The 24,802-nt window shown below is 53.7% G+C and carries 23 protein-coding genes and 1 pseudogene; 18 read left to right on the top strand and 6 right to left on the bottom strand.

Translation table 11 applies throughout. The features are described 5' to 3' along the window. Nucleotides 1-163: 163 nt before the first annotated feature. Genes ftsX through ftsY form a run of 3 tightly spaced genes read right to left on the bottom strand, consistent with a single transcriptional unit; the run spans nucleotide 164 to nucleotide 3,379 of the window. Nucleotides 164-1,222 carry a permease-like cell division protein FtsX gene (gene ftsX / locus KXD89_RS01285; RefSeq protein WP_001042003.1) on the bottom strand — a complete coding sequence of 353 codons (1,059 nt, stop codon included), beginning with the start codon at nucleotides 1,220-1,222 and terminating at the stop codon, nucleotides 164-166. After that, on the bottom strand, nucleotides 1,215-1,883 hold the full coding sequence (ftsE, locus tag KXD89_RS01280) for a cell division ATP-binding protein FtsE (protein ID WP_000617723.1): 669 nt from the start codon (nucleotides 1,881-1,883) through the stop codon (nucleotides 1,215-1,217). The genes ftsX and ftsE overlap by 8 nt, the downstream gene beginning before the upstream one ends. A 2-nt stretch (nucleotides 1,884-1,885) precedes the next feature. Then, nucleotides 1,886-3,379 (bottom strand): signal recognition particle-docking protein FtsY, encoded by a 1,494-nt coding sequence (gene ftsY, locus KXD89_RS01275; RefSeq protein ID WP_072647352.1) that lies wholly within the window; start codon nucleotides 3,377-3,379, stop codon nucleotides 1,886-1,888. A gap of 149 nt (nucleotides 3,380-3,528) precedes the next feature. On the opposite strand from ftsY, the gene rsmD reads away from it, so the two are divergent. Then, entirely contained in the window at nucleotides 3,529-4,125 is a 597-nt protein-coding gene (rsmD, locus tag KXD89_RS01270) for a 16S rRNA (guanine(966)-N(2))-methyltransferase (protein WP_000743193.1), read from the top strand. Then, a complete protein-coding gene (locus tag KXD89_RS01265; RefSeq protein WP_001311191.1) occupies nucleotides 4,115-4,384 on the top strand; it encodes a DUF1145 family protein in 270 nt (89 codons plus the stop codon). Before rsmD ends, KXD89_RS01265 begins: the two co-directional genes overlap by 11 nt. 2 nt (nucleotides 4,385-4,386) lie before the next feature. Here the strand turns inward: KXD89_RS01265 and KXD89_RS01260 are convergent, their stop codons facing one another. Further along, on the bottom strand, nucleotides 4,387-4,746 hold the full coding sequence (locus KXD89_RS01260; RefSeq protein WP_000042895.1) for a DUF2500 domain-containing protein: 360 nt from the start codon (nucleotides 4,744-4,746) through the stop codon (nucleotides 4,387-4,389). A 140-nt stretch (nucleotides 4,747-4,886) separates the two neighbouring features. Between KXD89_RS01260 and KXD89_RS01255 the strand changes: the two genes are divergently transcribed. Next, complete coding sequence (locus KXD89_RS01255) at nucleotides 4,887-5,513, top strand: lysoplasmalogenase (RefSeq protein ID WP_000964718.1); 627 nt, start codon at nucleotides 4,887-4,889, stop codon at nucleotides 5,511-5,513. 73 nt (nucleotides 5,514-5,586) lie between these two features. Further along, the gene (gene zntA, locus KXD89_RS01250; RefSeq protein ID WP_000106551.1) at nucleotides 5,587-7,785 is read left to right on the top strand and encodes a Zn(II)/Cd(II)/Pb(II) translocating P-type ATPase ZntA; all 2,199 of its coding nucleotides are present in this window, start codon (nucleotides 5,587-5,589) and stop codon (nucleotides 7,783-7,785) included. A gap of 101 nt (nucleotides 7,786-7,886) precedes the next feature. Here the strand turns inward: zntA and tusA are convergent, their stop codons facing one another. Continuing rightward, nucleotides 7,887-8,132, bottom strand: a complete 246-nt coding sequence (gene tusA / locus KXD89_RS01245) for a sulfurtransferase TusA (protein WP_000130621.1) — start codon at nucleotides 8,130-8,132, stop codon at nucleotides 7,887-7,889. Nucleotides 8,133-8,352: 220 nt separating this feature from the next. Here tusA and KXD89_RS01240 point away from each other — a divergent pair, with 220 nt between their 5' ends. Next, nucleotides 8,353-9,018 carry a 7-cyano-7-deazaguanine/7-aminomethyl-7-deazaguanine transporter gene (locus tag KXD89_RS01240; protein ID WP_001100469.1) on the top strand — a complete coding sequence of 222 codons (666 nt, stop codon included), beginning with the start codon at nucleotides 8,353-8,355 and terminating at the stop codon, nucleotides 9,016-9,018. Between the two features lie 72 nt (nucleotides 9,019-9,090). Further along, complete coding sequence (dcrB, locus tag KXD89_RS01235) at nucleotides 9,091-9,648, top strand: phage sensitivity protein DcrB (RefSeq protein ID WP_001245295.1); 558 nt, start codon at nucleotides 9,091-9,093, stop codon at nucleotides 9,646-9,648. A 3-nt stretch (nucleotides 9,649-9,651) separates the two neighbouring features. Here the strand turns inward: dcrB and KXD89_RS01230 are convergent, their stop codons facing one another. Then, the gene (locus KXD89_RS01230; RefSeq protein ID WP_001300943.1) at nucleotides 9,652-10,869 is read right to left on the bottom strand and encodes an MFS transporter; all 1,218 of its coding nucleotides are present in this window, start codon (nucleotides 10,867-10,869) and stop codon (nucleotides 9,652-9,654) included. A 131-nt stretch (nucleotides 10,870-11,000) separates the two neighbouring features. Here KXD89_RS01230 and KXD89_RS01225 point away from each other — a divergent pair, with 131 nt between their 5' ends. The 12 genes and pseudogenes from KXD89_RS01225 (at nucleotide 11,001) to KXD89_RS01170 (ending at nucleotide 24,650) form a co-directional block, all read left to right on the top strand. After that, the gene (locus KXD89_RS01225) at nucleotides 11,001-12,050 is read left to right on the top strand and encodes an AI-2E family transporter (RefSeq protein ID WP_001300885.1); all 1,050 of its coding nucleotides are present in this window, start codon (nucleotides 11,001-11,003) and stop codon (nucleotides 12,048-12,050) included. Nucleotides 12,051-12,104: 54 nt separating this feature from the next. After that, complete coding sequence (gene acpT / locus KXD89_RS01220) at nucleotides 12,105-12,692, top strand: 4'-phosphopantetheinyl transferase AcpT (protein ID WP_000285774.1); 588 nt, start codon at nucleotides 12,105-12,107, stop codon at nucleotides 12,690-12,692. Between the two features lie 110 nt (nucleotides 12,693-12,802). Further along, nucleotides 12,803-14,377, top strand: a complete 1,575-nt coding sequence (gene nikA, locus KXD89_RS01215; protein ID WP_000953361.1) for a nickel ABC transporter substrate-binding protein — start codon at nucleotides 12,803-12,805, stop codon at nucleotides 14,375-14,377. Further along, the gene (nikB, locus tag KXD89_RS01210) at nucleotides 14,377-15,321 is read left to right on the top strand and encodes a nickel ABC transporter permease subunit NikB (RefSeq protein ID WP_072647353.1); all 945 of its coding nucleotides are present in this window, start codon (nucleotides 14,377-14,379) and stop codon (nucleotides 15,319-15,321) included. The genes nikA and nikB overlap by 1 nt, the downstream gene beginning before the upstream one ends. Further along, entirely contained in the window at nucleotides 15,318-16,151 is an 834-nt protein-coding gene (nikC, locus tag KXD89_RS01205) for a nickel ABC transporter permease subunit NikC (RefSeq protein ID WP_001008963.1), read from the top strand. The genes nikB and nikC overlap by 4 nt, the downstream gene beginning before the upstream one ends. Then, on the top strand, nucleotides 16,151-16,915 hold the full coding sequence (nikD, locus tag KXD89_RS01200; protein WP_001136229.1) for a nickel import ATP-binding protein NikD: 765 nt from the start codon (nucleotides 16,151-16,153) through the stop codon (nucleotides 16,913-16,915). Before nikC ends, nikD begins: the two co-directional genes overlap by 1 nt. Next, entirely contained in the window at nucleotides 16,912-17,718 is an 807-nt protein-coding gene (gene nikE, locus KXD89_RS01195; RefSeq protein WP_000173631.1) for a nickel import ATP-binding protein NikE, read from the top strand. Before nikD ends, nikE begins: the two co-directional genes overlap by 4 nt. Before the next feature lie 5 nt (nucleotides 17,719-17,723). After that, nucleotides 17,724-18,125, top strand: coding sequence for a nickel-responsive transcriptional regulator NikR (nikR, locus tag KXD89_RS01190; protein ID WP_001190062.1), 402 nt, complete (start codon nucleotides 17,724-17,726; stop codon nucleotides 18,123-18,125). Nucleotides 18,126-18,327: 202 nt separating this feature from the next. Continuing rightward, complete coding sequence (gene rhsB, locus KXD89_RS01185) at nucleotides 18,328-22,563, top strand: rhs element protein RhsB (protein ID WP_000015298.1); 4,236 nt, start codon at nucleotides 18,328-18,330, stop codon at nucleotides 22,561-22,563. Beyond that, nucleotides 22,535-22,918 carry a protein YhhH gene (yhhH, locus tag KXD89_RS01180; protein WP_001271686.1) on the top strand — a complete coding sequence of 128 codons (384 nt, stop codon included), beginning with the start codon at nucleotides 22,535-22,537 and terminating at the stop codon, nucleotides 22,916-22,918. Before rhsB ends, yhhH begins: the two co-directional genes overlap by 29 nt. 104 nt (nucleotides 22,919-23,022) lie before the next feature. Then, nucleotides 23,023-23,373: pseudogene (locus tag KXD89_RS01175) on the top strand (lyase); the annotation flags it as partial. A 140-nt stretch (nucleotides 23,374-23,513) separates the two neighbouring features. Further along, nucleotides 23,514-24,650 carry an ISAs1-like element ISEc1 family transposase gene (locus KXD89_RS01170; RefSeq protein WP_000420980.1) on the top strand — a complete coding sequence of 379 codons (1,137 nt, stop codon included), beginning with the start codon at nucleotides 23,514-23,516 and terminating at the stop codon, nucleotides 24,648-24,650. Nucleotides 24,651-24,802: the final 152 nt, after the last annotated feature.

Raw genomic sequence — 24,802 nt, 5'->3', positions numbered from 1 at the left:
TTCACTGTTTTATCAGACCGTGATTTTATCCACAAGTTCAATGCAAGCTTGTGAATAAATTACGCACAAAATGTGACATAGAGATGAAATACCGGGAAGAGACAACGGGGTCTCTTTCCCTGCTACGGAACCCATTGCAGGGAAAGAGTATAACACGCTTTTATTATTCAGGCGTAAAGTGGCGTAAATGTTGTACCGTGGCAAGCCACGCTGCCACCCAGCCAATCATCGAGCATACCAGCAGCAATAGCAGGCATTCATCGAATGATAAGCCATTGATATCAAACTTCGTTCCGAAAACCTGTGCCACTTCCGCAACCGCCGATGACAATCGCAGCACCAGAATTTCTGACAAAATTAATGACAACAATGCGCCAGAAAATCCCAGCAGTGCGCCACCATACAGGAACGGGCGCAGGATGAATCCATCTGTCGCACCAATCAGTTTCTGTACGTTAATGGAGTCACGGCGAGCAAAGATACTCAGACGCACACTGTTACCGATGACGAGGAACACGGCCGCCACCATCAACACGCCGATCATCGCCGAAACGCGCCCGACCAGCCCGGTCAACGCCGCCAGACGGGCAAACCAGCTGTCATCCATCCGCACTTCGTCAATGCCGTTAATCTGCGTGATACGATCACGCAGCGTATTCAGTGATTCCGTCCCCTGGAAATCGAGTTTCGGGATCACCACCGCCACTGCCGGAAGCGGGTTTTCTTCCAGCATATCCAGCGCACCACCAAAACCAGACCAGTTACGGAACTCACCCAGTGCGTCTTCACGAGAAAGATAGTTCACTTTCTCCACGCCTTGCTCGGCCTGCAACTGTGCCACCACGCCCGCAGCAGCGTCATCGTCCAGCGTTTTTTGCAGATAAACAGTGATTTGCGGTGACGGATAATACTGCGTCGCCGCCTGGTTAACGTTTTTGTACACCATATAACAGACGCTGGGCAGCGTCAGAGAAATGGCGATAACCATCACCGTTAAAAACGTGGCGAACGGTTTGCTTTTCAGATCCTGCAATGCGCCGTGGAAGGCATAGCGCACCTGTTCGTTGAAAACGTTGGTTTTGCGATTTACCGGTTTTGGCGAGGATTTCGCGCGTTTTGGTGCGTTACGACCGCCGTCGCCTGAGCCGCCGACCGATTTACGGAAGCGATCAAGACGCCCGCCAAACTGCCGAATATGATTGATTGCATCGCGCTTATTCATGGCCCACGCCTCCATGCAAGTGACCATCGCTCAGGGTGAGCATGCGATAGGAACGCCGCGAGATCAGGTTGATGTCGTGCGTTGCCATCAATACGGTTACCCCAACGCGGTTAAACTCTTCAAACAGACGTAAAATGCCTTCCGACAGCGCGTCGTCCAGGTTACCAGTCGGTTCGTCCGCCAGCAGTACCGCGGGCTTGTTCACCACCGCGCGGGCAATGCCAACACGCTGTTGTTCACCGCCCGAAAGCTGAATAGGGAAGTTCTTCGCTTTGTCCAGTAGCCCGACTTTATCCAGCGCCGCCGACACCCGGCGACGAATATCGTCACCGCTGGCACCGGCGATAATCAGCGGGATCGCCACGTTATCGTAGACAGTACGGTCCATCAGTAGATGGTGATCCTGGAAAATCATGCCAATCTGGCGGCGCAGAAACGGAACTTCACGGTTTTTCAGACGCGTGATGTCATGGCCGCTAAACCAGATTTTCCCGGCGCTGGGCCGCTCAATCCCACAGATCAGCTTCAGGAGGGTACTTTTCCCTGCGCCGGAATGACCGGTCAGAAACGCCATCTCACCCGGCTGCATATGGAACGTAACGCCCTGCAGCGCCTGTCTCCCACCGAGATAAGCCTTGCTGACATGTTCAAAGCGAATCATTGTTAATCCTCTCGGGCAAAAAGTGCCTCTATAAAGTCGTCCGCCTTAAACGGACGCAAATCCTCAATACGTTCGCCGACACCAATGTAGCGGATAGGGATACCAAACTGGTCAGCCACCGAGAAAATTACCCCGCCTTTCGCCGTGCCGTCCAGTTTCGTTAGCGTGATGCCGGTTAAGCCAACGGCTTCATGGAACAGTTTGGCCTGGCTTACCGCGTTCTGCCCGGTGCTGGCATCAATAGTCAGCATAACTTCATGCGGCGCTTCAACGTCGAGTTTCTTCATCACGCGGACGATTTTCTTCAACTCTTCCATCAGGTGCGATTTGTTCTGCAGGCGTCCGGCTGTATCGGCAATCAGGACGTCGATATTACGCGCTTTAGCTGCCTGAATGGCGTCGAAGATAACAGAGGCGGAATCCGCCCCGGTATGCTGGGCAATCACCGGAATATTGTTGCGCTGACCCCAGACCTGAAGCTGTTCAACCGCAGCTGCACGGAAAGTATCACCCGCCGCCAGCATCACCGATTTACCCTGCTGCTCAAACTGACGCGCCAGCTTACCAATCGTCGTGGTTTTACCCACACCGTTGACGCCCACCATCAGGATCACAAACGGCGCTTTGCCTTCAACATTCAGCGGCTCATCGACTTTCGCCAGAATCTCGCCCATCTCTTCTTTCAGCAGGCCATAGAGCGCCTCGGCGTCACGAAGCTGCTTGCGGGATGCGCCTTCCGTCAGATTGGTGATAATTTTACGTGTGGTTTCCACACCCACATCGGCGATCAAAAGCTGCTCTTCCAGCTCCTCAAACAGATCATCGTCGATTTTTTTACCGCGGAACAGGCTGATAAATCCGGAACCGAGATTTTCTTTGGTTTTTAACAGGCTGCGTTTCAGGCGCGCGAAAAAACCTTCTTTGGTCGGTTTTTCCTGCTCCTGAGCGATTTCTTCCACCGGCTGCTCTTCTTCTGCCGGAGGAACCACCATCACCGCCTCTTCTGCCGCTTCGGCAGCCAGCGCCGTTTCCAGCTCTTCGTCGGTAATTTCTTCTTTAGCCGCTTCTTCTTCCGCCGCTTCGACAATCTCTACGGTTTCCGCTTCAGCCTGCCACTCTTCTGGCGAAACCGCTTCGGCGTTGACGTCTTCCGGCAACGACAGCTCTTCACGTTCGATAGCCACTGGCTCCGGCGTTTCTTCTACGACCGGTTCCGGCTGTGCAACGACTTCCGCTTCAGGCTGCGCTTTTTCACTTTCAGCAACCTGTTCAGTGACTTCCACAACGTCGGCAGCAAAAGTTTCCGCCTCGGCTTCAGTATGCGCTTGCGGCTGCTCTTCAACGGCTTGTTCAGAGGCCTTCACAGGCTCTTGCGCCTGAACGATTTCTTCTACAACCGGTTGTTCATTCTGAACTTCTGTCTCTTTTTCCGGGGTCTGCTCTTTTTGACCAAAGCCCAGCCAGGAAAAAAAGCCACGTTTTTTTTCTTTCGCCATTTGCGACTACACTCCTCGCTGTTGCTTCATGGCACAGCGTTAACGCTATGTACATAGCAGCTAAAAAAATGATGAAATAGTCTATCACTTAACTTAATTCACATCACCGCCTGCAAGTATGTGTTATCTGGCGGATTGAGCAATTTATCATGAAAAAACCGAATCATTCCGGCAGCGGCCAAATCCGCATTATTGGCGGGCAGTGGCGAGGCCGTAAACTCCCGGTTCCTGATAGCCCAGGTCTGCGCCCCACCACCGACCGCGTACGCGAAACGTTGTTTAACTGGCTGGCTCCGGTCATTGTTGACGCCCAATGTCTGGATTGCTTCGCCGGGAGCGGCGCGCTGGGGCTGGAAGCGTTATCGCGCTACGCTGCGGGGGCAACGTTGATTGAGATGGATCGCGCGGTTTCTCAGCAGTTAATTAAGAATCTGGCGACACTAAAAGCAGGCAATGCACGCGTGGTGAACAGCAACGCGATGTCATTCCTGGCGCAAAAAGGTACACCGCATAATATCGTGTTTGTCGATCCACCGTTCCGCCGTGGCTTGTTAGAAGAGACGATAAATTTACTGGAAGATAACGGCTGGCTGGCTGACGAAGCCCTGATTTATGTCGAAAGCGAAGTCGAAAACGGTCTGCCCACTGTTCCAGCAAACTGGTCATTACATCGGGAAAAAGTGGCGGGTCAGGTGGCTTATCGGCTGTATCAACGCGAAGCACAAGGAGAAAGTGATGCTGATTAATATTGGTCGTTTGTTAATGCTCTGCGTTTGGGGATTTTTAATCCTCAACCTGGTGCATCCCTTCCCACGCCCGCTGAATATCTTCGTTAACGTGGCGCTGATTTTTACCGTGCTGATGCATGGTATGCAGCTGGCGCTATTGAAATCCACTTTACCGAAAGATGGCCCGCAGATGACCACCGCCGAAAAGGTACGGATTTTCCTTTTCGGCGTGTTTGAACTGCTGGCCTGGCAGAAGAAATTTAAAGTTAAAAAATAACCTTATTGTTCGCCTACAAAGCTGACAAAGCGCGTTCCTTTATAGCTCAGCGTACCTTTATCGCCCACTGTCAGGGCGTGGTACTGCTGGGCGTCGAGGCGAAACGTCTGCTCCATTCCTCCGCTTTGCGGTTTGAAGCTTGCCTCATAGCGTATACTGGTGCCTGCCGGAGTCACTTCCTGCTGGCGCGAACGGCGATCGTTAATCGGTTTTTCCCGCTTGTTGCTCACCACCACCAGCTTTTGCTGGAGCGGAGCCATATCATTATCAGCTTTTTCCCGTCGCTGTTGCATAAAACGAAACGATGCGGCGACGACAATTAAGCCAATGATAACAATAAAGAAAAGAGGTGGTTTGCTCATCTTTATCCCTCATCGGAAAATGCGGAAATAAGCATACCCTGCCAGTTATGGTGTTGTCATCCGTCCACCCTCGCCACTAAACTGGAAGCAAGACCGTAGGCATTCCGCTTACGAAAAAATAACGAATTCAAGGAACTAAGATGCTTTGGTCGTTTATCGCTGTCTGTCTTTCCGCATGGCTATCTGTGGATGCATCGTATCGTGGGCCAACCTGGCAACGCTGGGTGTTTAAACCGTTAACCCTTCTTCTCCTGCTGTTACTGGCCTGGCAAGCGCCGATGTTCGACGCCATTAGCTATCTGGTGCTGGCAGGGCTGTGCGCCTCACTGCTGGGCGATGCGCTAACCCTGTTGCCACGTCAACGTCTGATGTACGCCATCGGCGCGTTTTTCCTCTCGCACCTGCTGTACACCATCTATTTCGCCAGTCAGATGACGCTCTCTTTCTTCTGGCCTCTACCACTGGTGCTGCTGGTTCTGGGTGCGCTGTTACTGGCGATTATCTGGACGCGCCTGGAAGAGTACCGTTGGCCTATCTGCACGTTTATCGGCATGACGCTGGTGATGGTGTGGCTGGCAGGTGAACTGTGGTTCTTCCGTCCGACCGCTCCGGCGCTCTCTGCGTTTGTTGGCGCTTCGTTGCTGTTTATCAGTAACTTTGTCTGGCTGGGGAGCCACTATCGCCGACGCTTCCGTGCGGATAACGCGATTGCTGCGGCCTGCTACTTTGCCGGTCACTTCCTGATCGTCCGCTCGCTGTATCTCTGATAAAACTTGACTCTGGAGTCGACTCCAGAGTGTATCCTTCGGTTAATGAGAAAAAACTTAACCGGAGGATGCCATGTCGACTCCTGACAATCACGGCAAGAAAGCCCCTCAATTTGCTGCGTTCAAACCGCTAACCACGGTACAGAACGCCAACGACTGTTGCTGCGACGGCGCATGTTCCAGCACGCCAACTCTCTCTGAAAACGTCTCCGGCACCCGCTATAGCTGGAAAGTCAGCGGCATGGACTGCGCCGCCTGTGCGCGCAAGGTAGAAAATGCCGTGCGCCAGCTTGCAGGCGTGAATCAGGTGCAGGTGTTGTTCGCCACCGAAAAACTGGTGGTCGATGCCGACAATGACATTCGTGCACAAGTTGAATCTGCGCTGCAAAAAGCAGGCTATTCCCTGCGCGATGAACAGGCCGCCGAAGAACCGCAAGCATCACGCCTGAAAGAGAATCTGCCGCTGATTACGCTAATCGTGATGATGGCAATCAGCTGGGGTCTGGAGCAGTTCAATCATCCGTTCGGGCAACTGGCGTTTATCGCGACCACGCTGGTTGGGCTGTACCCGATTGCTCGTCAGGCATTACGGTTGATCAAATCCGGCAGCTACTTCGCCATTGAAACCTTAATGAGCGTAGCCGCTATTGGTGCACTGTTTATTGGCGCAACGGCTGAAGCTGCGATGGTGTTGCTGCTGTTTTTGATTGGTGAACGACTGGAAGGCTGGGCCGCCAGCCGCGCGCGTCAGGGCGTTAGCGCGTTAATGGCGCTGAAACCAGAAACCGCCACGCGCCTGCGTAAGGGTGAGCGGGAAGAGGTGGCGATTAACAGCCTGCGCCCTGGCGATGTGATTGAAGTCGCCGCAGGTGGGCGTTTGCCTGCCGACGGTAAACTGCTCTCACCGTTTGCCAGTTTTGATGAAAGCGCCCTGACCGGCGAATCCATTCCGGTGGAGCGCGCAACGGGCGATAAAGTCCCTGCTGGTGCCACCAGCGTAGACCGTCTGGTGACGTTGGAAGTGCTGTCAGAACCGGGAGCCAGCGCCATTGACCGGATTCTGAAACTGATCGAAGAAGCCGAAGAGCGTCGCGCTCCCATTGAGCGGTTTATCGACCGTTTCAGCCGTATCTATACGCCCGCGATTATGGCCGTCGCTCTGCTGGTGACGCTGGTGCCACCGCTGCTGTTTGCCGCCAGCTGGCAGGAGTGGATTTATAAAGGGCTGACGCTGCTGCTGATTGGCTGCCCGTGTGCGTTAGTTATCTCAACGCCTGCGGCGATTACCTCCGGGCTGGCGGCGGCAGCGCGTCGTGGGGCGTTGATTAAAGGCGGAGCGGCGCTGGAACAGCTGGGTCGTGTTACTCAGGTGGCGTTTGATAAAACCGGTACGCTGACCGTCGGTAAACCGCGCGTTACCGCGATTCATCCGGCAACGGGTATTAGTGAATCTGAACTGCTGACACTGGCGGCGGCGGTCGAGCAAGGCGCGACGCATCCACTGGCGCAAGCCATCGTACGCGAAGCACAGGTTGCTGAACTCGCCATTCCCACCGCCGAATCACAGCGGGCGCTGGTCGGGTCTGGCATTGAAGCGCAGGTTAACGGTGAGCGCGTATTGATTTGCGCTGCCGGGAAACATCCCGCTGATGCATTTACTGGTTTAATTAACGAACTGGAAAGCGCCGGGCAAACGGTAGTGCTGGTAGTACGTAACGATGACGTGCTTGGTGTCATTGCGTTACAGGATACCCTGCGCGCCGATGCTGCAACTGCCATCAGTGAACTGAACGCGCTGGGCGTCAAAGGGGTGATCCTCACCGGCGATAATCCACGCGCAGCGGCGGCAATTGCCGGGGAGCTGGGGCTGGAGTTTAAAGCGGGCCTGTTGCCGGAAGATAAAGTCAAAGCGGTGACCGAGCTGAATCAACATGCGCCGCTGGCGATGGTCGGTGACGGTATTAACGACGCGCCAGCGATGAAAGCTGCCGCCATCGGGATTGCAATGGGTAGCGGCACAGACGTGGCGCTGGAAACCGCCGACGCAGCATTAACCCATAACCACCTGCGCGGCCTGGTGCAAATGATTGAACTGGCACGCGCCACTCACGCCAATATCCGCCAGAACATCACTATTGCGCTGGGGCTGAAAGGGATCTTCCTCGTCACCACGCTGTTAGGGATGACCGGGTTGTGGCTGGCAGTGCTGGCAGATACGGGGGCGACGGTGCTGGTGACAGCGAATGCGTTAAGATTGTTGCGCAGGAGATAAGGCAAACCGATCGCAACATTGAGCGCGATCGGTCCCCTCGCCCCTCTGGGGAGAGGGTTAGGGTGAGGGGAAAAGGCGGCATCGAAGCCAATCAGCCCCTATCAACCGCCTTTACGAATCAAATAACGATAAGGCAGTCCATCCGTCTCTTTAGCAACCAGTTCGTGTTCCATAAAGGTACAAAACCCAGGAATATCGCGGGTAGTGGCCGGATCGTCGGCGATAATCAGCAACGTTTCGCCAGGCTGCATATTGCGCACGGTTTTGCGCACCATCATCACCGGTTCCGGGCAGCGCAGGCCAAGCGCGTCGAGTGTGTGGTCAGGGCTGGAAAAGAGATCGGTCATTTTCTTCTCATCACTTAAAAAAACGGCGCTAGTTTACGCCCTGTGAGTCCGTAAGCAAACTAGGTTAACGATTGCGTGAAAATTAACCATTGCATTGTCAACGTAAAGCAGTATCATGCGGCGGCTCGAAAAAAGGGTAAGCACGTTATTATGTTAAGGTAACAGACGTGTCGTACGTATTGGGTTCCCTCACCCCAATGGTTAATCAAAAAGGTACAATATGAACGTTTTCTCGCAAACTCAACGCTATAAGGCGTTGTTCTGGTTATCGTTATTTCATCTGCTGGTGATCACCTCCAGTAACTATCTGGTTCAGCTTCCCGTCTCCATTTTGGGTTTCCATACCACCTGGGGCGCGTTTAGCTTTCCGTTTATTTTTCTTGCTACCGACCTGACCGTGCGTATTTTTGGCGCACCGCTGGCCCGACGCATTATCTTCGCGGTAATGATCCCTGCGTTATTAATCTCCTACGTCATCTCGTCGCTATTCTATATGGGTTCCTGGCAGGGATTCGGCGCACTCGCCCACTTCAACCTGTTTGTCGCCCGTATCGCCACCGCCAGTTTCATGGCCTACGCGCTGGGGCAAATCCTCGACGTGCACGTTTTTAACCGCCTGCGTCAGAGTCGCCGCTGGTGGCTGGCACCGACAGCGTCCACACTGTTCGGTAACGTCAGCGACACGCTGGCCTTTTTCTTCATTGCCTTCTGGCGTAGCCCGGATGCCTTTATGGCTGAACACTGGATGGAAATCGCGCTGGTCGATTACTGTTTCAAAGTGTTAATCAGTATCGTTTTCTTCCTGCCAATGTATGGCGTATTACTCAATATGCTGTTGAAAAGACTGGCAGATAAATCCGAAATCAACGCTTTGCAGGCGAGTTAAAGGTTCGTTATCAGAGTTGTGATAAGATGGATGAATGAGCCGTTATGGCCGTTTATCGAAAGGAAGAAGTCAATGCGCAATCTGGTTAAATATGTCGGAATTGGCCTGCTGGTTATGGGGCTTGCGGCCTGTGATGATAAAGACACTAACGCTACGGCGCAGGGTTCGGTCGCGGAAAGTAACGCTACCGGGAATCCCGTCAACCTGCTTGATGGCAAGTTAAGTTTCTCGCTGCCAGCGGATATGACCGACCAGAGCGGTAAGCTGGGAACGCAGGCCAATAACATGCATGTCTGGTCCGACGCCACCGGGCAGAAAGCAGTCATCGTCATCATGGGCGATGATCCGAAAGAAGATCTGGCGGTGCTGGCGAAGCGTCTGGAAGATCAGCAACGTAGCCGCGATCCGCAGCTGCAAGTGGTAACCAATAAAGCCATTGAGCTGAAAGGTCACAAAATGCAGCAGTTAGACAGTATTATCTCCGCGAAAGGCCAGACGGCGTACTCTTCCGTTATTCTGGGTAACGTGGGTAATCAACTGCTGACCATGCAAATTACGCTGCCCGCTGACGATCAGCAAAAAGCGCAGACCACCGCAGAAAACATCATTAATACGCTGGTTATTCAGTAAGTTTTAAGATGATGAGGCGGCCTCAGGGACGTGTTCCGGAGGCCGTTTTTTTAATCGCCACGTCAGTAATAACGCGATTGCGACCAGTCCCGCCGCCGCCAGATAAATCACCGGTACGCCCGCCCAGCTCATCACCAGCCCAGCCAGTGGTCCAGTCACGCCAAGCGATAAATCCATAAATACGGTGTAAGTTGCCAGCGCCGCCCCCTGATTTTGCTGCGGAACCGCTTTTACCGCCACTACACCCAATGCCGGGAACACCAGCGAAAACCCGGCCCCCGCCAGTAAGACGCCGATTTTCGCCATCCACGGCATAGTCGCCACGCCAACCAGTAGCAGGCCGATTATCTCAACGCTAAAGCAAATCATCGCTACGTTTAAGCCACCGATACGGTTAATGCCGTTAGGGAATAACAAACGCGTACCGACAAACGCACAGCTAAACAGCGTCAGCGCGAAAGCCGCACCGTCCCAACCTTTAGCGTCATAAAACAGCGTGATAAAGGTGGCGATGACGCCAAATCCGGCGGAAGCCAGTGCCAGCGCCATACCGTACAGCCAGACGCGCCCAAGCACCGCGCGAAACGGCAGCGGTTTGCCTTTACTGGCTTTTACCGTCGGACGCGGGATCGCCAACAAAATGGCCACCAGCGCCACGCCCATAATGATTAACGCTAACGCCTGCAAGCCGCCCCAGTGATAAAACACGACGCCTAACGGCGCACCCATCGCCATCGCCCCGTAAGTGACAATGCCGTTCCACGAAATCACCCGCCCGATATGCAGCGAGCCAACCACGCCAACGCCCCATAGGGTCGATCCCGTTCCGGCAAAACTTTGCCCAATCCCAAGGATGACGCGCCCCAGGCAAAGTAATAACAGGCTGATGACAGGCAGACTGGCGGTTAATCCTGCCGTCAGATACCCCAGACCGCTCAAAAAGCAGCCGCATAAACCGAAGACGACAATCTTTTTGGGTCCCAGCGAATCGGCGTAACGTCCGGCATGAGGGCGGCTCAGCAAGGTGGCGAAATATTGCAGGCTGATAACCAATCCTGCCCAGAAGGCGCTAAAGCCCATCACATCATGGACATAGCCCGGTAATACAGCGAGCGGCAACCCGATGGTGAGGTAGCTGGCGAAGTTAAACATGACTATAGAGACAATGCGCAAATTCAGGCGCAATCCGTTTAGCGCGGGTTCGGCTACGGGTTCGGGCATGAGGATCACCACATTTTTACAACAGTGTTTCATTTTTACCACGTGCTGACGTGAAAATCAGCAGTAAGAATCAGAATATTGCTGGCGTGACTCCCGCTACACTTAATACAAAAAGTCACAAGGAAGCCCCAATGGAAACCCCTCAACCCGATAAAACGGGCATGCACATTCTGCTCAAGCTGGCCTCGCTGGTAGTGATCCTCGCGGGCATTCACGCAGCGGCAGATATCATTGTGCAGCTGTTACTGGCGCTGTTTTTTGCCATCGTCCTCAACCCGCTCGTCACCTGGTTTATTCGTCGGGGAGTACAACGCCCCGTTGCCATTACGATTGTAGTGGTGGTGATGCTGATCGCACTAACCGCGCTGGTCGGCGTACTGGCGGCATCGTTTAACGAATTTATCTCTATGCTGCCGAAGTTTAATAAGGAGCTGACGCGCAAACTTTTTAAATTGCAGGAGATGTTGCCTTTTCTTAATTTGCATATGTCGCCGGAGCGAATGCTGCAGCGGATGGACTCGGAAAAAGTGGTTACCTTCACCACAGCGCTAATGACCGGGCTTTCCGGGGCAATGGCGAGCGTGCTTTTGCTGGTGATGACCGTAGTTTTTATGCTGTTTGAAGTGCGCCACGTCCCTTACAAAATGCGTTTTGCGCTGAATAATCCACAGATTCACATCGCGGGATTACACCGCGCACTTAAAGGCGTTTCGCACTATCTTGCATTGAAGACGCTACTCAGTTTATGGACAGGTGTCATCGTCTGGCTGGGGCTGGAGCTGATGGGGGTGCAGTTTGCGCTGATGTGGGCAGTACTGGCGTTTTTGCTCAACTACGTGCCCAATATCGGCGCGGTAATTTCCGCCGTACCGCCAATGATTCAGGTGCTGCTGTTTAATGGTGTTTACGAATGTATTCTGGTCGGCGCATTGTTTTTAGTGGTCCATATGGTCATCGGCAATATTTTAGAACCACGGATGATGGGCCATCGCCTGGGGATGTCCACCATGGTGGTATTTCTTTCATTGTTAATTTGGGGATGGCTGCTCGGCCCGGTAGGGATGCTACTTTCGGTGCCATTAACCAGCGTGTGTAAAATCTGGATGGAAACCACCAAAGGCGGTAGCAAACTGGCGATTTTACTGGGGCCGGGCAGACCGAAAAGTCGGTTACCGGGATGAGGCGACAAGTGATACGATACGCACTTTCATTTTCCATTAAACGTTGGCCCTGATATGTATCGGATAGTTCTGGGGAAAGTTTCGACCTTAAGCGCAGCTCCACTGCCACCGGGTTTACGCGAGCAAGCACCGCAAGGTCCACGACGCGAACGCTGGCTGGCGGGGCGTGCATTGCTTTCGCACACGCTTTCCCCGCTACCGGAGATCATCTATGGCGAACAAGGCAAACCTGCATTTGCGCCGGAAATGCCGCTATGGTTCAACTTAAGCCATAGCGGTGACGATATCGCCCTGCTGTTGAGTGATGAAGGCGAAGTCGGCTGCGATATCGAAGTGATTCGCCCGCGCGCCAACTGGCGCTGGCTGGCGAACGCCGTATTCAGCCTCGGGGAACACGCTGAGATGGACGCCGTGCATCCTGATCAGCAACTGGAAATGTTCTGGCGCATCTGGACGCGCAAAGAAGCCATCGTTAAACAGCGTGGCGGCAGCGCCTGGCAAATCGTCAGCGTAGACAGCACCTATCACTCCTCGCTGTCAGTCAGCCATTGTCAGCTTGAAAATTTAAGCCTTGCGATCTGCACCCCTACTCCCTTTACGCTCACCGCCGACAGTGTGCAATGGATCGATTCAGTTAACTGATCCGCCCACCCGACTGCCCATCTATTGATCCAGAACAGGTAATCAGTATGACGAATACTTAAAATCGTCATACTTATTTCCGCCATCTATTTTAATCCATTGGGGTTACCATGCTCTCCACACTCCGCCGCACTCTATTTGCGCTGCTGGCTTGTGCGTCTTTTATCGTCCATGCCGCTGCACCAGATGAAATCACCACCGCCTGGCCGGTGAATGTCGGGCCACTAAACCCGCACCTTTACACGCCTAACCAGATGTTCGCCCAGAGCATGGTTTATGAACCATTGGTGAAATATCAGGCAGACGGTTCGGTGATCCCGTGGCTGGCAAAAAGCTGGACTCATTCAGAAGATGGTAAAACCTGGACCTTCACCCTGCGTGATGACGTGAAATTCTCCAACGGTGAACCGTTCGATGCCGAGGCGGCGGCAGAAAACTTCCGCGCAGTGCTCGATAACCGTCAACGTCACGCCTGGCTGGAGCTGGCAAACCAGATTGTTGATGTTAAAGCACTCAGTAAAACAGAGCTGCAAATTACCCTGAAAAGCGCCTACTATCCTTTCCTGCAAGAACTGGCCCTGCCCCGTCCTTTCCGTTTTATCGCTCCCTCGCAGTTTAAAAACCATGAAACCATGAACGGAATTAAAGCGCCGATTGGCACCGGACCGTGGATTTTGCAGGAATCGAAACTGAATCAGTACGATGTCTTCGTCCGTAACGAAAACTACTGGGGCGAAAAGCCAGCGATTAAAAAGATCACCTTTAACGTCATCCCGGACCCGACTACCCGCGCGGTGGCGTTTGAAACTGGCGATATCGACCTGCTGTACGGAAACGAAGGGTTATTACCGCTCGATACCTTCGCCCGCTTTAGCCAGAATCCGGCTTACCACACCCAACTGTCACAGCCGATCGAAACCGTGATGCTGGCGCTCAATACCGCCAAAGCCCCCACCAACGAGCTGGCAGTACGTGAAGCTCTTAATTACGCGGTAAACAAAAAATCGCTGATTGATAACGCGTTGTATGGCACCCAGCAGGTCGCCGACACCCTGTTTGCCCCTTCTGTGCCCTACGCCAACCTCGGCCTGAAACCGAGCCAGTACGATCCGCAAAAAGCGAAAGCGTTGCTGGAAAAAGCCGGTTGGACGCTGCCTGCGGGCAAAGACATCCGCGAGAAAAATGGTCAGCCGCTGCGCATTGAACTTTCGTTCATCGGCACCGATGCGTTAAGCAAATCGATGGCGGAAATCATTCAGGCTGATATGCGCCAGATTGGCGCAGATGTCTCGCTGATTGGCGAAGAAGAGAGCAGTATCTATGCTCGTCAGCGCGACGGTCGTTTTGGCATGATTTTCCACCGCACCTGGGGCGCGCCATATGATCCACACGCCTTCCTCAGTTCAATGCGCGTACCGTCACACGCTGACTTCCAGGCACAGCAAGGATTAGCCGACAAACCGCTGATTGATAAAGAGATCGGCGAAGTGCTGGCGACCCATGACGAAACGCAACGTCAGGCGCTGTATCGCGACATTCTGACCCGTCTGCATGACGAGGCGGTTTATCTGCCTATCAGTTACATCTCAATGATGGTGGTATCAAAACCGGAGCTGGGTAACATCCCCTACGCGCCGATCGCCACCGAAATTCCGTTCGAACAGATTAAACCGGTGAAACCTTAATGTTGCGTTACGTATTACGCCGCTTTCTGCTGCTGATCCCGATGGTGCTCGCCGCCTCGGTGATCATTTTTCTGATGCTGCGCCTCGGTACCGGCGACCCGGCGCTCGATTATTTGCGTCTGTCTAACCTGTCGCCGACGCCGGAGATGCTGGCCTCTACCCGCACCATGCTGGGACTGGATCAGCCGCTGTACGTCCAGTACGGCACCTGGTTGTGGAAGGCGCTGCATCTTGACTTTGGTATCTCATTCGCCAGCCAACGCCCGGTACTGGACGATATGCTGAACTTCCTGCCCGCCACGCTGGAACTTGCAGGTGCGGCGCTGGTATTAATTCTGCTCACTTCCGTACCGCTCGGTATCTGGGCGGCGCGCCATCGCGACCGTCTGCCGGATTTCGCCGTACGTTTCATCGCGTTTCTTGGCGTGTCGATGCCTAACTTCTGGCTGGCGTTTTTACTGGTGATGGCGTTTTCGGTGTATCTGCAATGGCTACCCGCGATGGGTTACGGCGGCTGGCAGCACATCATTTTGCCTGCGGTTTCCATTGCCTTTATGTCGCTGGCGATTAACGCGCGTTTACTGCGCGCCAGTATGCTGGACGTCGCCGGTCAGCGTCACGTCACCTGGGCGCGTCTGCGCGGCCTGAACGACAAACAGACCGAACGTCGCCACATCCTGCGCAATGCCTCGCTGCCGATGATCACCGCCGTGGGGATGCATATCGGCGAACTGATTGGCGGGACGATGATTATCGAAAACATCTTTGCCTGGCCGGGCGTCGGGCGCTATGCGGTGTCGGCGATTTTTAACCGTGACTATCCGGTGATCCAGTGCTTTACGCTGATGATGGTGGTGGTTTTTGTGGTCTGTAATTTGATTGTCGATTTGCTCAACGCCGCGCTGGACCCGCGCATTCGTCGTCATGAAGGAGCGCACGCGTGAACTTTTTCCTCTCTTCCCGCTGGTCGGTACGCCTGGCGCTGATCATTATCGCCCTGCTGGCGCTGATTGCGCTCACCAGCCAGTGGTGGCTGCCGTATGACCCACAGGCGATTGATTTGCCGTCGCGCCTGCTTTCGCCGGATGCGCAGCACTGGCTGGGCACCGATCACTTAGGTCGCGATATTTTCTCGCGGCTGATGGCAGCGACCCGCGTGTCGCTCGGTTCGGTAATGGCCTGCCTGCTGCTGGTGCTGACATTAGGGCTGGTTATTGGCGGCAGCGCCGGGTTGATTGGCGGGCGCGTTGATCAGGCCACCATGCGCGTCGCCGATATGTTTATGACCTTCCCGACCTCGATTCTGTCGTTCTTTATGGTTGGCGTGCTCGGCACCGGGCTGACCAACGTAATTATCGCCATCGCCCTGTCGCACTGGGCGTGGTATGCACGCATGGTGCGCAGCCTGGTGATTTCACTACGCCAACGCGAGTTTGTGCTGGCGTCACGGCTTTCCGGTGCGGGCCATGTGCGGGTGTTTGTCGATCATCTGGCAGGCGCGGTGATCCCTTCGCTGCTGGTGCTGGCAACGCTGGATATCGGCCATATGATGCTGCACGTCGCGGGGATGTCTTTCCTTGGCCTCGGTGTGACCGCGCCGACCGCCGAATGGGGCGTGATGATTAACGACGCGCGCCAGTATATCTGGACCCAGCCGCTGCAAATGTTCTGGCCGGGGCTGGCGCTGTTTATCAGCGTGATGGCCTTTAACCTGGTGGGTGACGCACTGCGCGATCATCTGGACCCTCATCTGGTGACGGAGCACGCACACTAATGCCGCAACAGATTGAACTACGTAATATCGCGCTACAGGCCGCGCAGCCGCTGGTACACGGTGTATCGTTAACCCTGCAACGCGGGCGCGTGCTGGCGTTAGTCGGCGGTAGCGGCAGCGGGAAATCATTAACCTGCGCCGCAACGCTGGGCATTTTGCCCGCTGGCGTTCGCCAGACGGCGGGGGAAATTTTAGCCGATGGCAAACCGGTTTCGCCTTGCGCCCTGCGCGGCATCAAAATTGCCACCATCATGCAGAACCCGCGCAGCGCCTTTAATCCACTGCACACCATGCACACCCACGCGCGGGAAACCTGCCTGGCGTTAGGGAAACCCGCCGATGACGCTACGCTTACCGCTGCCATAGAAGCGGTGGGGCTGGAAAACGCCGCGCGCGTGCTGAAGCTGTACCCGTTCGAGATGAGCGGCGGCATGTTGCAGCGCATGATGATTGCGATGGCGGTGCTGTGTGAATCACCGTTTATCATCGCCGATGAACCGACCACCGACCTTGACGTGGTAGCACAGGCGCGCATCCTCGATCTGCTGGAAAGCATTATGCAAAAACAAGCGCCGGGAATGCTGCTGGTGACCCATGATATGGGCGTTGTGGCGCGTCTGGCGGATGACGTGGCGGTGATGTCTGACGGTAAGATTGTCGAACAGGGCGATGTAGAAACGCTGTTTAACGCCCCCAAACATACAGTGACGCGCAGCCTGGTTTCCGCTCATCTCGCCCTCTACGGTATGGAGCTGGCATCATGACTTTACTTAACATCTCCGGCCTTTCCCATCACTATGCGCACGGTGGATTTAACGGAAAACATCAACATCAGGCGGTGCTGAATAACGTTTCCCTGACCCTGAAAAGCGGCGAAACCGTCGCCCTGCTGGGGCGCAGCGGCTGCGGGAAAAGTACCCTCGCGCGGTTGCTGGTGGGTTTAGAATCGCCCGCGCAGGGGAATATTAGCTGGCGTGGCGAACCGCTGGCGAAACTCAATCGCGCCCAGCGTAAAGCGTTCCGCCGCGATATTCAGATGGTATTTCAGGACTCCATCAGCGCCGTGAATCCGCGCAAAACCGTGCGCGAGATCCTGCGTGAACCGATGCGCCACCTGCTATCACTGAAAAAATCCGAACAACTGGCGCGCGCCAGCGAAATGCTGAAGGCGGTCGATCTCGATGACAGCGTTCTCGACAAACGCCCACCGCAGTTAAGCGGCGGCCAGCTCCAGCGCGTCTGCCTGGCTCGCGCGCTGGCGGTCGAACCGAAACTACTGATTCTGGATGAAGCCGTTTCTAACCTTGATCTCGTGTTACAGGCGGGTGTCATTCGCCTGCTGAAAAAGCTACAACAACAGTTTGGCACCGCCTGCCTGTTCATCACCCACGACTTACGCCTGGTAGAACGCTTTTGCCAGCGGGTAATGGTTATGGACAACGGACAAATCGTCGAAACCCAGGTGGTGGGAGAGAAATTAACCTTTTCCTCTGACGCCGGACGTGTGCTACAAAACGCGGTATTACCCGCATTCCCCGTGCGCCGTCGCACCACAGAAAAGGTTTAACGCAAATGCAACGAGTCACCATCACGCTTGATGACGATTTACTGGAGACGCTGGACAGCCTGAGCCAGCGTCGTGGTTATAACAACCGTTCCGAAGCTATCCGCGACATTCTGCGTAGCGCCCTGGCGCAAGAGGCCACCCAGCAGCACGGCACGCAAGGTTTCGCGGTGCTGTCGTATGTGTATGAACACGAAAAACGCGACTTAGCCAGCCGCATTGTCTCCACCCAGCATCATCACCACGACCTCTCCGTCGCCACGCTGCATGTGCACATCAACCACGACGACTGTCTGGAAATCGCCGTGTTGAAAGGTGACATGGGTGACGTGCAGCATTTTGCCGATGACGTTATCGCCCAGCGCGGCGTGCGGCACGGGCATTTGCAGTGCTTGCCGAAGGAAGATTGAGTCTATTATTGGGTCCTTTGGTGAACGATCAACAAAGGGCCACTAGCACACCTGATTCCTCTCTAAATACCCTATCCGAACCTTCTCTTTTGTAACGTTCTAAATATATTCCTAAAAATCTTCAATTCATTGTGACCACAAGTTTTTCTTCGCTTTTTCGTATGAAGATACTGTCATTAAAATAATAGAAAAGGATTTTACGATGAGCGGAAAACCGGCGGCGCGTCAGGGTGACATGACGCAGTATGGCGGTAGCATTGTTCAGGGTTCAGCCGGGGTACGTATTGGTGCCCCCACCGGCGTGGCCTGTTCGGTGTGCCCCGGCGGAGTGACGTCCGGCCATCCGGTCAATCCCCTGCTCGGTGCAAAGGTCCTTCCCGGTGAAACCGACATCGCCCTGCCCGGCCCGCTGCCGTTCATCCTCTCCCGCACCTACAGCAGTTACCGGACAAAAACGCCCGCGCCGGTGGGGAGCCTCGGCCCCGGCTGGAAAATGCCTGCGGATATCCGCTTACAGCTGCGCGATAACACACTGATACTCAGTGATAACGGCGGCAGAAGCCTGTATTTTGAGCACCTGTTTCCCGGTGAGGACGGTTACAGCCGCAGCGAGTCACTGTGGCTGGTGCGCGGCGGCGTGGCGAAACTGGATGAAGGTCACCGGCTGGCCGCACTCTGGCAGGCGCTGCCGGAAGAACTCCGCTTAAGTCCGCATCGTTATCTGGCGACAAACAGTCCGCAGGGGCCGTGGTGGCTGCTCGGTTGGTGTGAGCGGGTGCCGGAAGCGGATGAGGTGCTGCCTGCGCCGCTGCCGCCGTACCGGGTACTGACCGGGCTGGTGGACCGCTTCGGGCGCACACAGACGTTCCACCGCGAAGCCGCCGGTGAATTCAGCGGCGAAATCACCGGCGTGACGGATGGTGCCTGGCGTCACTTCCGGCTGGTACTGACCACGCAGGCGCAGCGGGCAGAAGAAGCCCGGCAGCAGGCCATTTCCGGCGGGACGGAACCGTCCGCTTTTCCTGATACCCTGCCGGGTTACACCGAATATGGCCGGGACAACGGCATCCGTCTGTCTGCCGTGTGGCTGACGCACGACCCGGAATACCCGGAGAATTTACCTGCCGCGCCGCTGGTGCGCTATGGCTGGACGCCCCGCGGCGAACTGGCGGTGGTGTATGACCGTAGTGGCAAACAGGTGCGCAGCTTTACTTACGATGATAAATACCGGGGCCGGATGGTGGCGCACCGTCACACGGGCCGGCCGGAAATCCGTTACCGTTACGACAGCGACGGGCGGGTGACAGAACAGCTAAACCCGGCAGGCTTAAGCTACACGTATCAGTATGAGAAAGACCGCATCACCATCACCGACAGCCTGGACCGCCGTGAAGTGCTGCACACGCAGGGCGAAGCCGGGCTGAAGCGGGTGGTGAAAAAGGAACACGCGGACGGCAGCGTCACGCAGAGTCAGTTTGACGCCGTGGGCAGGCTCAGGGCACAGACGGATGCCGCAGGCAGGACAACAGAGTACAGCCCGGATGTGGTGACGGGCCTCATCACGCGCATAACCACGCCGGATGGCAGGGCATCGGCGTTTTACTATAACCACCACAACCAGTTAACGTCAGCCACCGGGCCTGACGGGCTGGAATTGCGCCGGGAATATGATGAATTGGGCCGTCTGATTCAGGAAACTGCCCCTGACGGCGATATCACCCGCTACCGTTATGATAATCCACACAGTGACTTACCCTGCGCAACGGAAGATGCCACCGGCAGCCGGAAAACCATGACGTGGAGCCGTTACGGTCAGTTGCTGAGCTTCACCGACTGTTCCGGTTATGTAACCCGTTATGACCATGACCGCTTCGGGCAGATGACGGCGGTGCACCGCGAGGAAGGGCTGAGTCAGTACCGCGCATACGACAGCCGTGGACAGTTAATTGCCGTGAAAGACACGCAGGGCCATGAAACGCGGTATGAATACAACATCGCCGGTGACCTGACCGCCGTCATTGCCCCGGACGGCAGCAGAAACGGGACACAGTACGATGCGTGGGGAAAGGCCGTCCGTACCACGCAGGGCGGGCTGACGCGCAGTATGGAATACGATGCTGCCGGACGGGTCATCCGCCTGACCAGTGAAAACGGCAGCCACACCACCTTCCGTTACGATGTACTTGACCGGCTGATACAGGAAACCGGCTTTGACGGCCGCACACAGCGTTATCACCACGACCTGACCGGCAAACTTATCCGCAGCGAGGATGAGGGTCTGGTCACCCACTGGCACTATGACGAAGCAGACCGCCTCACGCACCGCACCGTGAAGGGTGAAACCGCAGAGCGGTGGCAGTATGACGAACGTGGCTGGCTGACAGACATCAGCCATATCAGCGAAGGGCACCGGGTGGCGGTGCATTACAGGTATGATGAGAAAGGCCGGCTGACCGGTGAGCGTCAGACGGTGCATCACCCGCAGACGGAAGCACTGCTCTGGCAGCATGAGACCAGACATGCGTACAACGCGCAGGGGCTGGCGAACCGCTGTATACCGGACAGCCTGCCCGCCGTGGAATGGCTGACCTACGGCAGCGGTTACCTGGCAGGCATGAAACTCGGCGACACACCGCTGGTGGAGTACACCCGCGACCGCCTGCACCGGGAAACGCTGCGCAGCTTCGGCCGTTATGAACTCACCACCGCTTATACCCCTGCCGGGCAGTTACAGAGCCAGCACCTGAACAGCCTGCTGTCTGACCGCGATTACACCTGGAACGACAACGGCGAACTCATCCGCATCAGCAGCCCGCGCCAGACCCGGAGTTACAGCTACAGCACCACCGGCAGGCTGACCGGCGTTCACACCACCGCAGCGAATCTGGATATCCGCATCCCGTATGCCACAGACCCGGCAGGTAACCGCCTGCCCGACCCGGAGCTGCACCCGGACAGCACCCTCAGCATGTGGCCGGATAACCGTATCGCCCGTGACGCGCACTATCTTTACCGGTATGACCGTCACGGCAGGCTGACAGAGAAAACCGACCTCATCCCGGAAGGGGTTATCCGCACGGATGATGAGCGGACTCACCGGTACCATTACGACAGTCAGCACCGGCTGGTGCACTACACGCGGACACAATATGAAGAGCCGCTGGTCGAAAGTCGCTATCTTTACGACCCGCTGGGCCGCAGGGTGGCAAAACGGGTGTGGCGGCGTGAACGGGACCTGACGGGCTGGATGTCGCTGTCACGGAAACCGCAAGTGACCTGGTACGGCTGGGACGGCGACCGGCTGACCACGATACAGAACGACAGGAGCCGCATCCAGACGATTTATCAGCCGGGGAGCTTCACGCCACTCATCAGGGTCGAAACTGCCACCGGTGAGCTGGCGAAAACGCAGCGCCGCAGCCTGGCGGATGCCCTTCAGCAGTCCGGCGGCGAAGACGGTGGCAGTGTGGTGTTCCCGCCGGTGCTGGTGCAGATGCTCGACCGGCTGGAAAGTGAAATCCTGGCTGACCGGGTGAGTGAGGAAAGCCGCCGCTGGCTGGCATCGTGCGGCCTGACCGTGGAGCAGATGCAAAACCAGATGGACCCGGTGTACACGCCGGCGCGAAAAATCCACCTGTACCACTGCGACCATCGCGGCCTGCCGCTGGCGCTCATCAGCACGGAAGGGGCAACAGCGTGGTGCGCAGAATATGATGAATGGGGCAACCTGCTGAATGAAGAGAACCCGCATCAGCTGCAGCAGCTTATCCGGCTGCCGGGGCAGCAGTATGATGAGGAGTCCGGCCTGTATTACAACCGCCACCGCTATTATGACCCGCTGCAGGGGCGATATATCACTCAGGATCCGATTGGACTGAAGGGGGGATGGAACCTGTATGGATATCAATTGAATCCGATATCAGACATCGACCCCCTGGGTTTATCTATGTGGGAGGATGCAAAATCGGGGGCATGTACTAATGGTCTTTGCGGCACACTATCCGCTATGATAGGTCCAGATAAATTTGATTCTATAGATAGCACCGCATATGACGCCTTAAATAAAATAAATAGCCAATCTATTTGCGAAGATAAAGAGTTCGCTGGTTTAATATGTAAGGATAATAGTGGCAGATATTTCTCAACAGCACCTAACCGAGGAGAAAGAAAAGGATCATATCCATTCAATAGCCCTTGCCCTAATGGTACTGAGAAAGTATCAGCTTATCATACTCATGGTGCAGATAGTCATGGAGAATATTGGGACGAAATATTTTCAGGTAAAGATGAGAAAATAGTTAAAAGTAAAGATAACAATATCAAGTCATTTTATTTAGGTACGCCCAGTGGTAATTTTAAAGCAATAGATAACCACGGGAAGGAAATAACAAACAGAAAAGGATTACCTAATGTCTGCAGAGTTCATGGTAATATGTAAAAAAATATTGTTTAGGAACTGTGTCATTGTATCTTTGTTTGTTTTTACATACAACACATGGGCGCAGTGTAATAATAATATTAAAATAATGCGCAAGTATGAAAGTGAAGGTAAATATACCGTTAGAAATTTGGTTAAAAATAAAGCTATAGCATTGGAATTAGCTGAGATATATGTTAAGAATCGTTATGGACAGGATGCCGCAGAAGAAGAAAAACCATACGAAATCACTGAGTTAACAACAAGTTGGGTTGTTGAAGGTACCATTCACTCAGACCAAATTGCTGGTGGGGTTTTTATTATAGAAATAGGCAAAAATGATGGGAGAATTCTGAATTTTGGCCACGGAAAATAAGTATGTAAGGATAATCAAACATCGTGTGCGCTGATGGCAGAGTAGGTGGAGGACTCCAGACAGTCAAACGATAGAAAAAGATAGCCTTTATGGAGGTTCCTGCAATGTCAAATACATACCAGAAAAGAAAGGCAAGTAAAGAGTATGGTTTATATAATAAATGTAAGAAACTAAATGATGATGAATTATTTCGCTTACTTGATGATCGCAATTCCTTGAAAAGGATTTCATCTGCCAGAGTATTACAGTTAAGAGGGGGGCAAGACGCTGTTAGATTGGCAATTGAATTCTGCACTGACAAAAATTATATCCGTAGAGATATCGGAGCATTTATACTCGGGCAAATATAAATTTGCAAAAAATGCGAAGATAATGTTTTTAATATTTTGAACAATATGGCATTGAATGATAAGAGTGCTTGCGTTCGAGCTACGGCAATCGAGTCAACGGCCAGGGAAAGATCATCAAAAGTTCACTTTTTGCACTAAATAATTCGCATTTTATGTTTAAAAATTGAGATATTCCTTATTACCTGAAGCTGTTTTTTATTGCTTATACATGATCAAATACTCCTTACCTAATTAAGGAGAACAAAATGGAACTTAAAAAATTGATGGAACATATTTCTATTATCCCCGATTACAGACAAACCTGGAAAGTGGAACATAAATTATCGGATATTCTACTGTTGACTATTTGTGCCGTTATTTCTGGTGCAGAAGGTTGGGAAGATATAGAGGATTTTGGGGAAACACATCTCGATTTTTTGAAGCAATATGGTGATTTTGAAAATGGTATTCCTGTTCACGATACCATTGCCAGAGTTGTATCCTGTATCAGTCCTGCAAAATTTCACGAGTGCTTTATTAACTGGATGCGTGACTGCCATTCTTCAGATGATAAAGACGTCATTGCAATTGATGGAAAAACGCTCCGGCACTCTTATGACAAGAGTCGCCGCAGGGGAGCGATTCATGTCATTAGTGCGTTCTCAACAATGCACAGTCTGGTCATCGGACAGATCAAGACGGATGAGAAATCTAATGAGATTACAGCTATCCCAGAACTTCTTAACATGCTGGATATTAAAGGAAAAATCATCACAACTGATGCGATGGGTTGCCAGAAAGATATTGCAGAGAAGATACAAAAACAGGGAGGTGATTATTTATTCGCGGTAAAAGGAACCCAGGGGCGGCTAAATAAAGCCTTTGAGGAAAAATTTCCGCTGAAAGAATTAAATAATCCAGAGCATGACAGTTACGCAATCAGTGAAAAGAGTCACGGCAGAGAAGAAATCCGTCTTCATATTGTTTGCGATGTCCCTGATGAACTTATTGATTTCACGTTTGAATGGAAAGGGCTGAAGAAATTATGCGTGGCAGTCTCCTTTCGGTCCATAATAGCAGAACAAAAGAAAGAGCCAGAAATGACGGTCAGATATTATATCAGTTCTGCTGATTTAACCGCTGAGAAATTCGCCACAGCGATCCGAAATCACTGGCACGTGGAGAATAAGCTGCACTGGCGTCTGGACGTGGTAATGAATGAAGACGACTGCAAAATAAGAAGAGGAAATGCAGCAGAATTATTTTCAGGGATACGGCACATTGCTATTAATATTTTGACGAATGATAAGGTATTCAAGGCAGGGTTAAGACGTAAGATGCGAAAAGCAGCCATGGACAGAAACTATCTGGCGTCAGTCCTTGCGGGGAGCGGGCTTTCGTAATCTTGCCCTGAATACAGGACTGAGTATCAAAAAGCCGGTTAACTGAAACTGTCCAGGTTTTGGGGGTCAGTTCATAAACGCCTTATCCGGCCTAAAAACAACTAAAATTCAATAAATTGCACCGATGCGTAGTCCCTATAAGCTTACGCATC

It is taken from the genome of Escherichia sp. TC-EC600-tetX4 (genome assembly GCF_019356055.1).
In the GTDB taxonomy this organism is placed as follows: Bacteria; Pseudomonadota; Gammaproteobacteria; order Enterobacterales; family Enterobacteriaceae.
The sequence above is the reverse complement of the archived record's forward strand: the minus strand, read 5'-3'. Positions and strand labels throughout refer to the sequence as shown.

What these genes read in the sequence shown, in the direction of transcription:
- ftsX (WP_001042003.1), bottom strand. Translation starts at nt 1,222, where the DNA reads ATGAATAAGCGCGATGCAATCAATCATATTCGGCAGTTTGGCGGGCGT.
- ftsE (WP_000617723.1), bottom strand. Translation starts at nt 1,883, where the DNA reads ATGATTCGCTTTGAACATGTCAGCAAGGCTTATCTCGGTGGGAGACAG.
- ftsY (WP_072647352.1), bottom strand. Translation starts at nt 3,379, where the DNA reads ATGGCGAAAGAAAAAAAACGTGGCTTTTTTTCCTGGCTGGGCTTTGGT.
- rsmD (WP_000743193.1), top strand. Translation starts at nt 3,529, where the DNA reads ATGAAAAAACCGAATCATTCCGGCAGCGGCCAAATCCGCATTATTGGC.
- KXD89_RS01265 (WP_001311191.1), top strand. Translation starts at nt 4,115, where the DNA reads ATGCTGATTAATATTGGTCGTTTGTTAATGCTCTGCGTTTGGGGATTT.
- KXD89_RS01260 (WP_000042895.1), bottom strand. Translation starts at nt 4,746, where the DNA reads ATGAGCAAACCACCTCTTTTCTTTATTGTTATCATTGGCTTAATTGTC.
- KXD89_RS01255 (WP_000964718.1), top strand. Translation starts at nt 4,887, where the DNA reads ATGCTTTGGTCGTTTATCGCTGTCTGTCTTTCCGCATGGCTATCTGTG.
- zntA (WP_000106551.1), top strand. Translation starts at nt 5,587, where the DNA reads ATGTCGACTCCTGACAATCACGGCAAGAAAGCCCCTCAATTTGCTGCG.
- tusA (WP_000130621.1), bottom strand. Translation starts at nt 8,132, where the DNA reads ATGACCGATCTCTTTTCCAGCCCTGACCACACACTCGACGCGCTTGGC.
- KXD89_RS01240 (WP_001100469.1), top strand. Translation starts at nt 8,353, where the DNA reads ATGAACGTTTTCTCGCAAACTCAACGCTATAAGGCGTTGTTCTGGTTA.
- dcrB (WP_001245295.1), top strand. Translation starts at nt 9,091, where the DNA reads ATGCGCAATCTGGTTAAATATGTCGGAATTGGCCTGCTGGTTATGGGG.
- KXD89_RS01230 (WP_001300943.1), bottom strand. Translation starts at nt 10,869, where the DNA reads ATGCCCGAACCCGTAGCCGAACCCGCGCTAAACGGATTGCGCCTGAAT.
- KXD89_RS01225 (WP_001300885.1), top strand. Translation starts at nt 11,001, where the DNA reads ATGGAAACCCCTCAACCCGATAAAACGGGCATGCACATTCTGCTCAAG.
- acpT (WP_000285774.1), top strand. Translation starts at nt 12,105, where the DNA reads ATGTATCGGATAGTTCTGGGGAAAGTTTCGACCTTAAGCGCAGCTCCA.
- nikA (WP_000953361.1), top strand. Translation starts at nt 12,803, where the DNA reads ATGCTCTCCACACTCCGCCGCACTCTATTTGCGCTGCTGGCTTGTGCG.
- nikB (WP_072647353.1), top strand. Translation starts at nt 14,377, where the DNA reads ATGTTGCGTTACGTATTACGCCGCTTTCTGCTGCTGATCCCGATGGTG.
- nikD (WP_001136229.1), top strand. Translation starts at nt 16,151, where the DNA reads ATGCCGCAACAGATTGAACTACGTAATATCGCGCTACAGGCCGCGCAG.
- nikE (WP_000173631.1), top strand. Translation starts at nt 16,912, where the DNA reads ATGACTTTACTTAACATCTCCGGCCTTTCCCATCACTATGCGCACGGT.
- nikR (WP_001190062.1), top strand. Translation starts at nt 17,724, where the DNA reads ATGCAACGAGTCACCATCACGCTTGATGACGATTTACTGGAGACGCTG.
- rhsB (WP_000015298.1), top strand. Translation starts at nt 18,328, where the DNA reads ATGAGCGGAAAACCGGCGGCGCGTCAGGGTGACATGACGCAGTATGGC.
- yhhH (WP_001271686.1), top strand. Translation starts at nt 22,535, where the DNA reads ATGTCTGCAGAGTTCATGGTAATATGTAAAAAAATATTGTTTAGGAAC.
- KXD89_RS01170 (WP_000420980.1), top strand. Translation starts at nt 23,514, where the DNA reads ATGGAACTTAAAAAATTGATGGAACATATTTCTATTATCCCCGATTAC.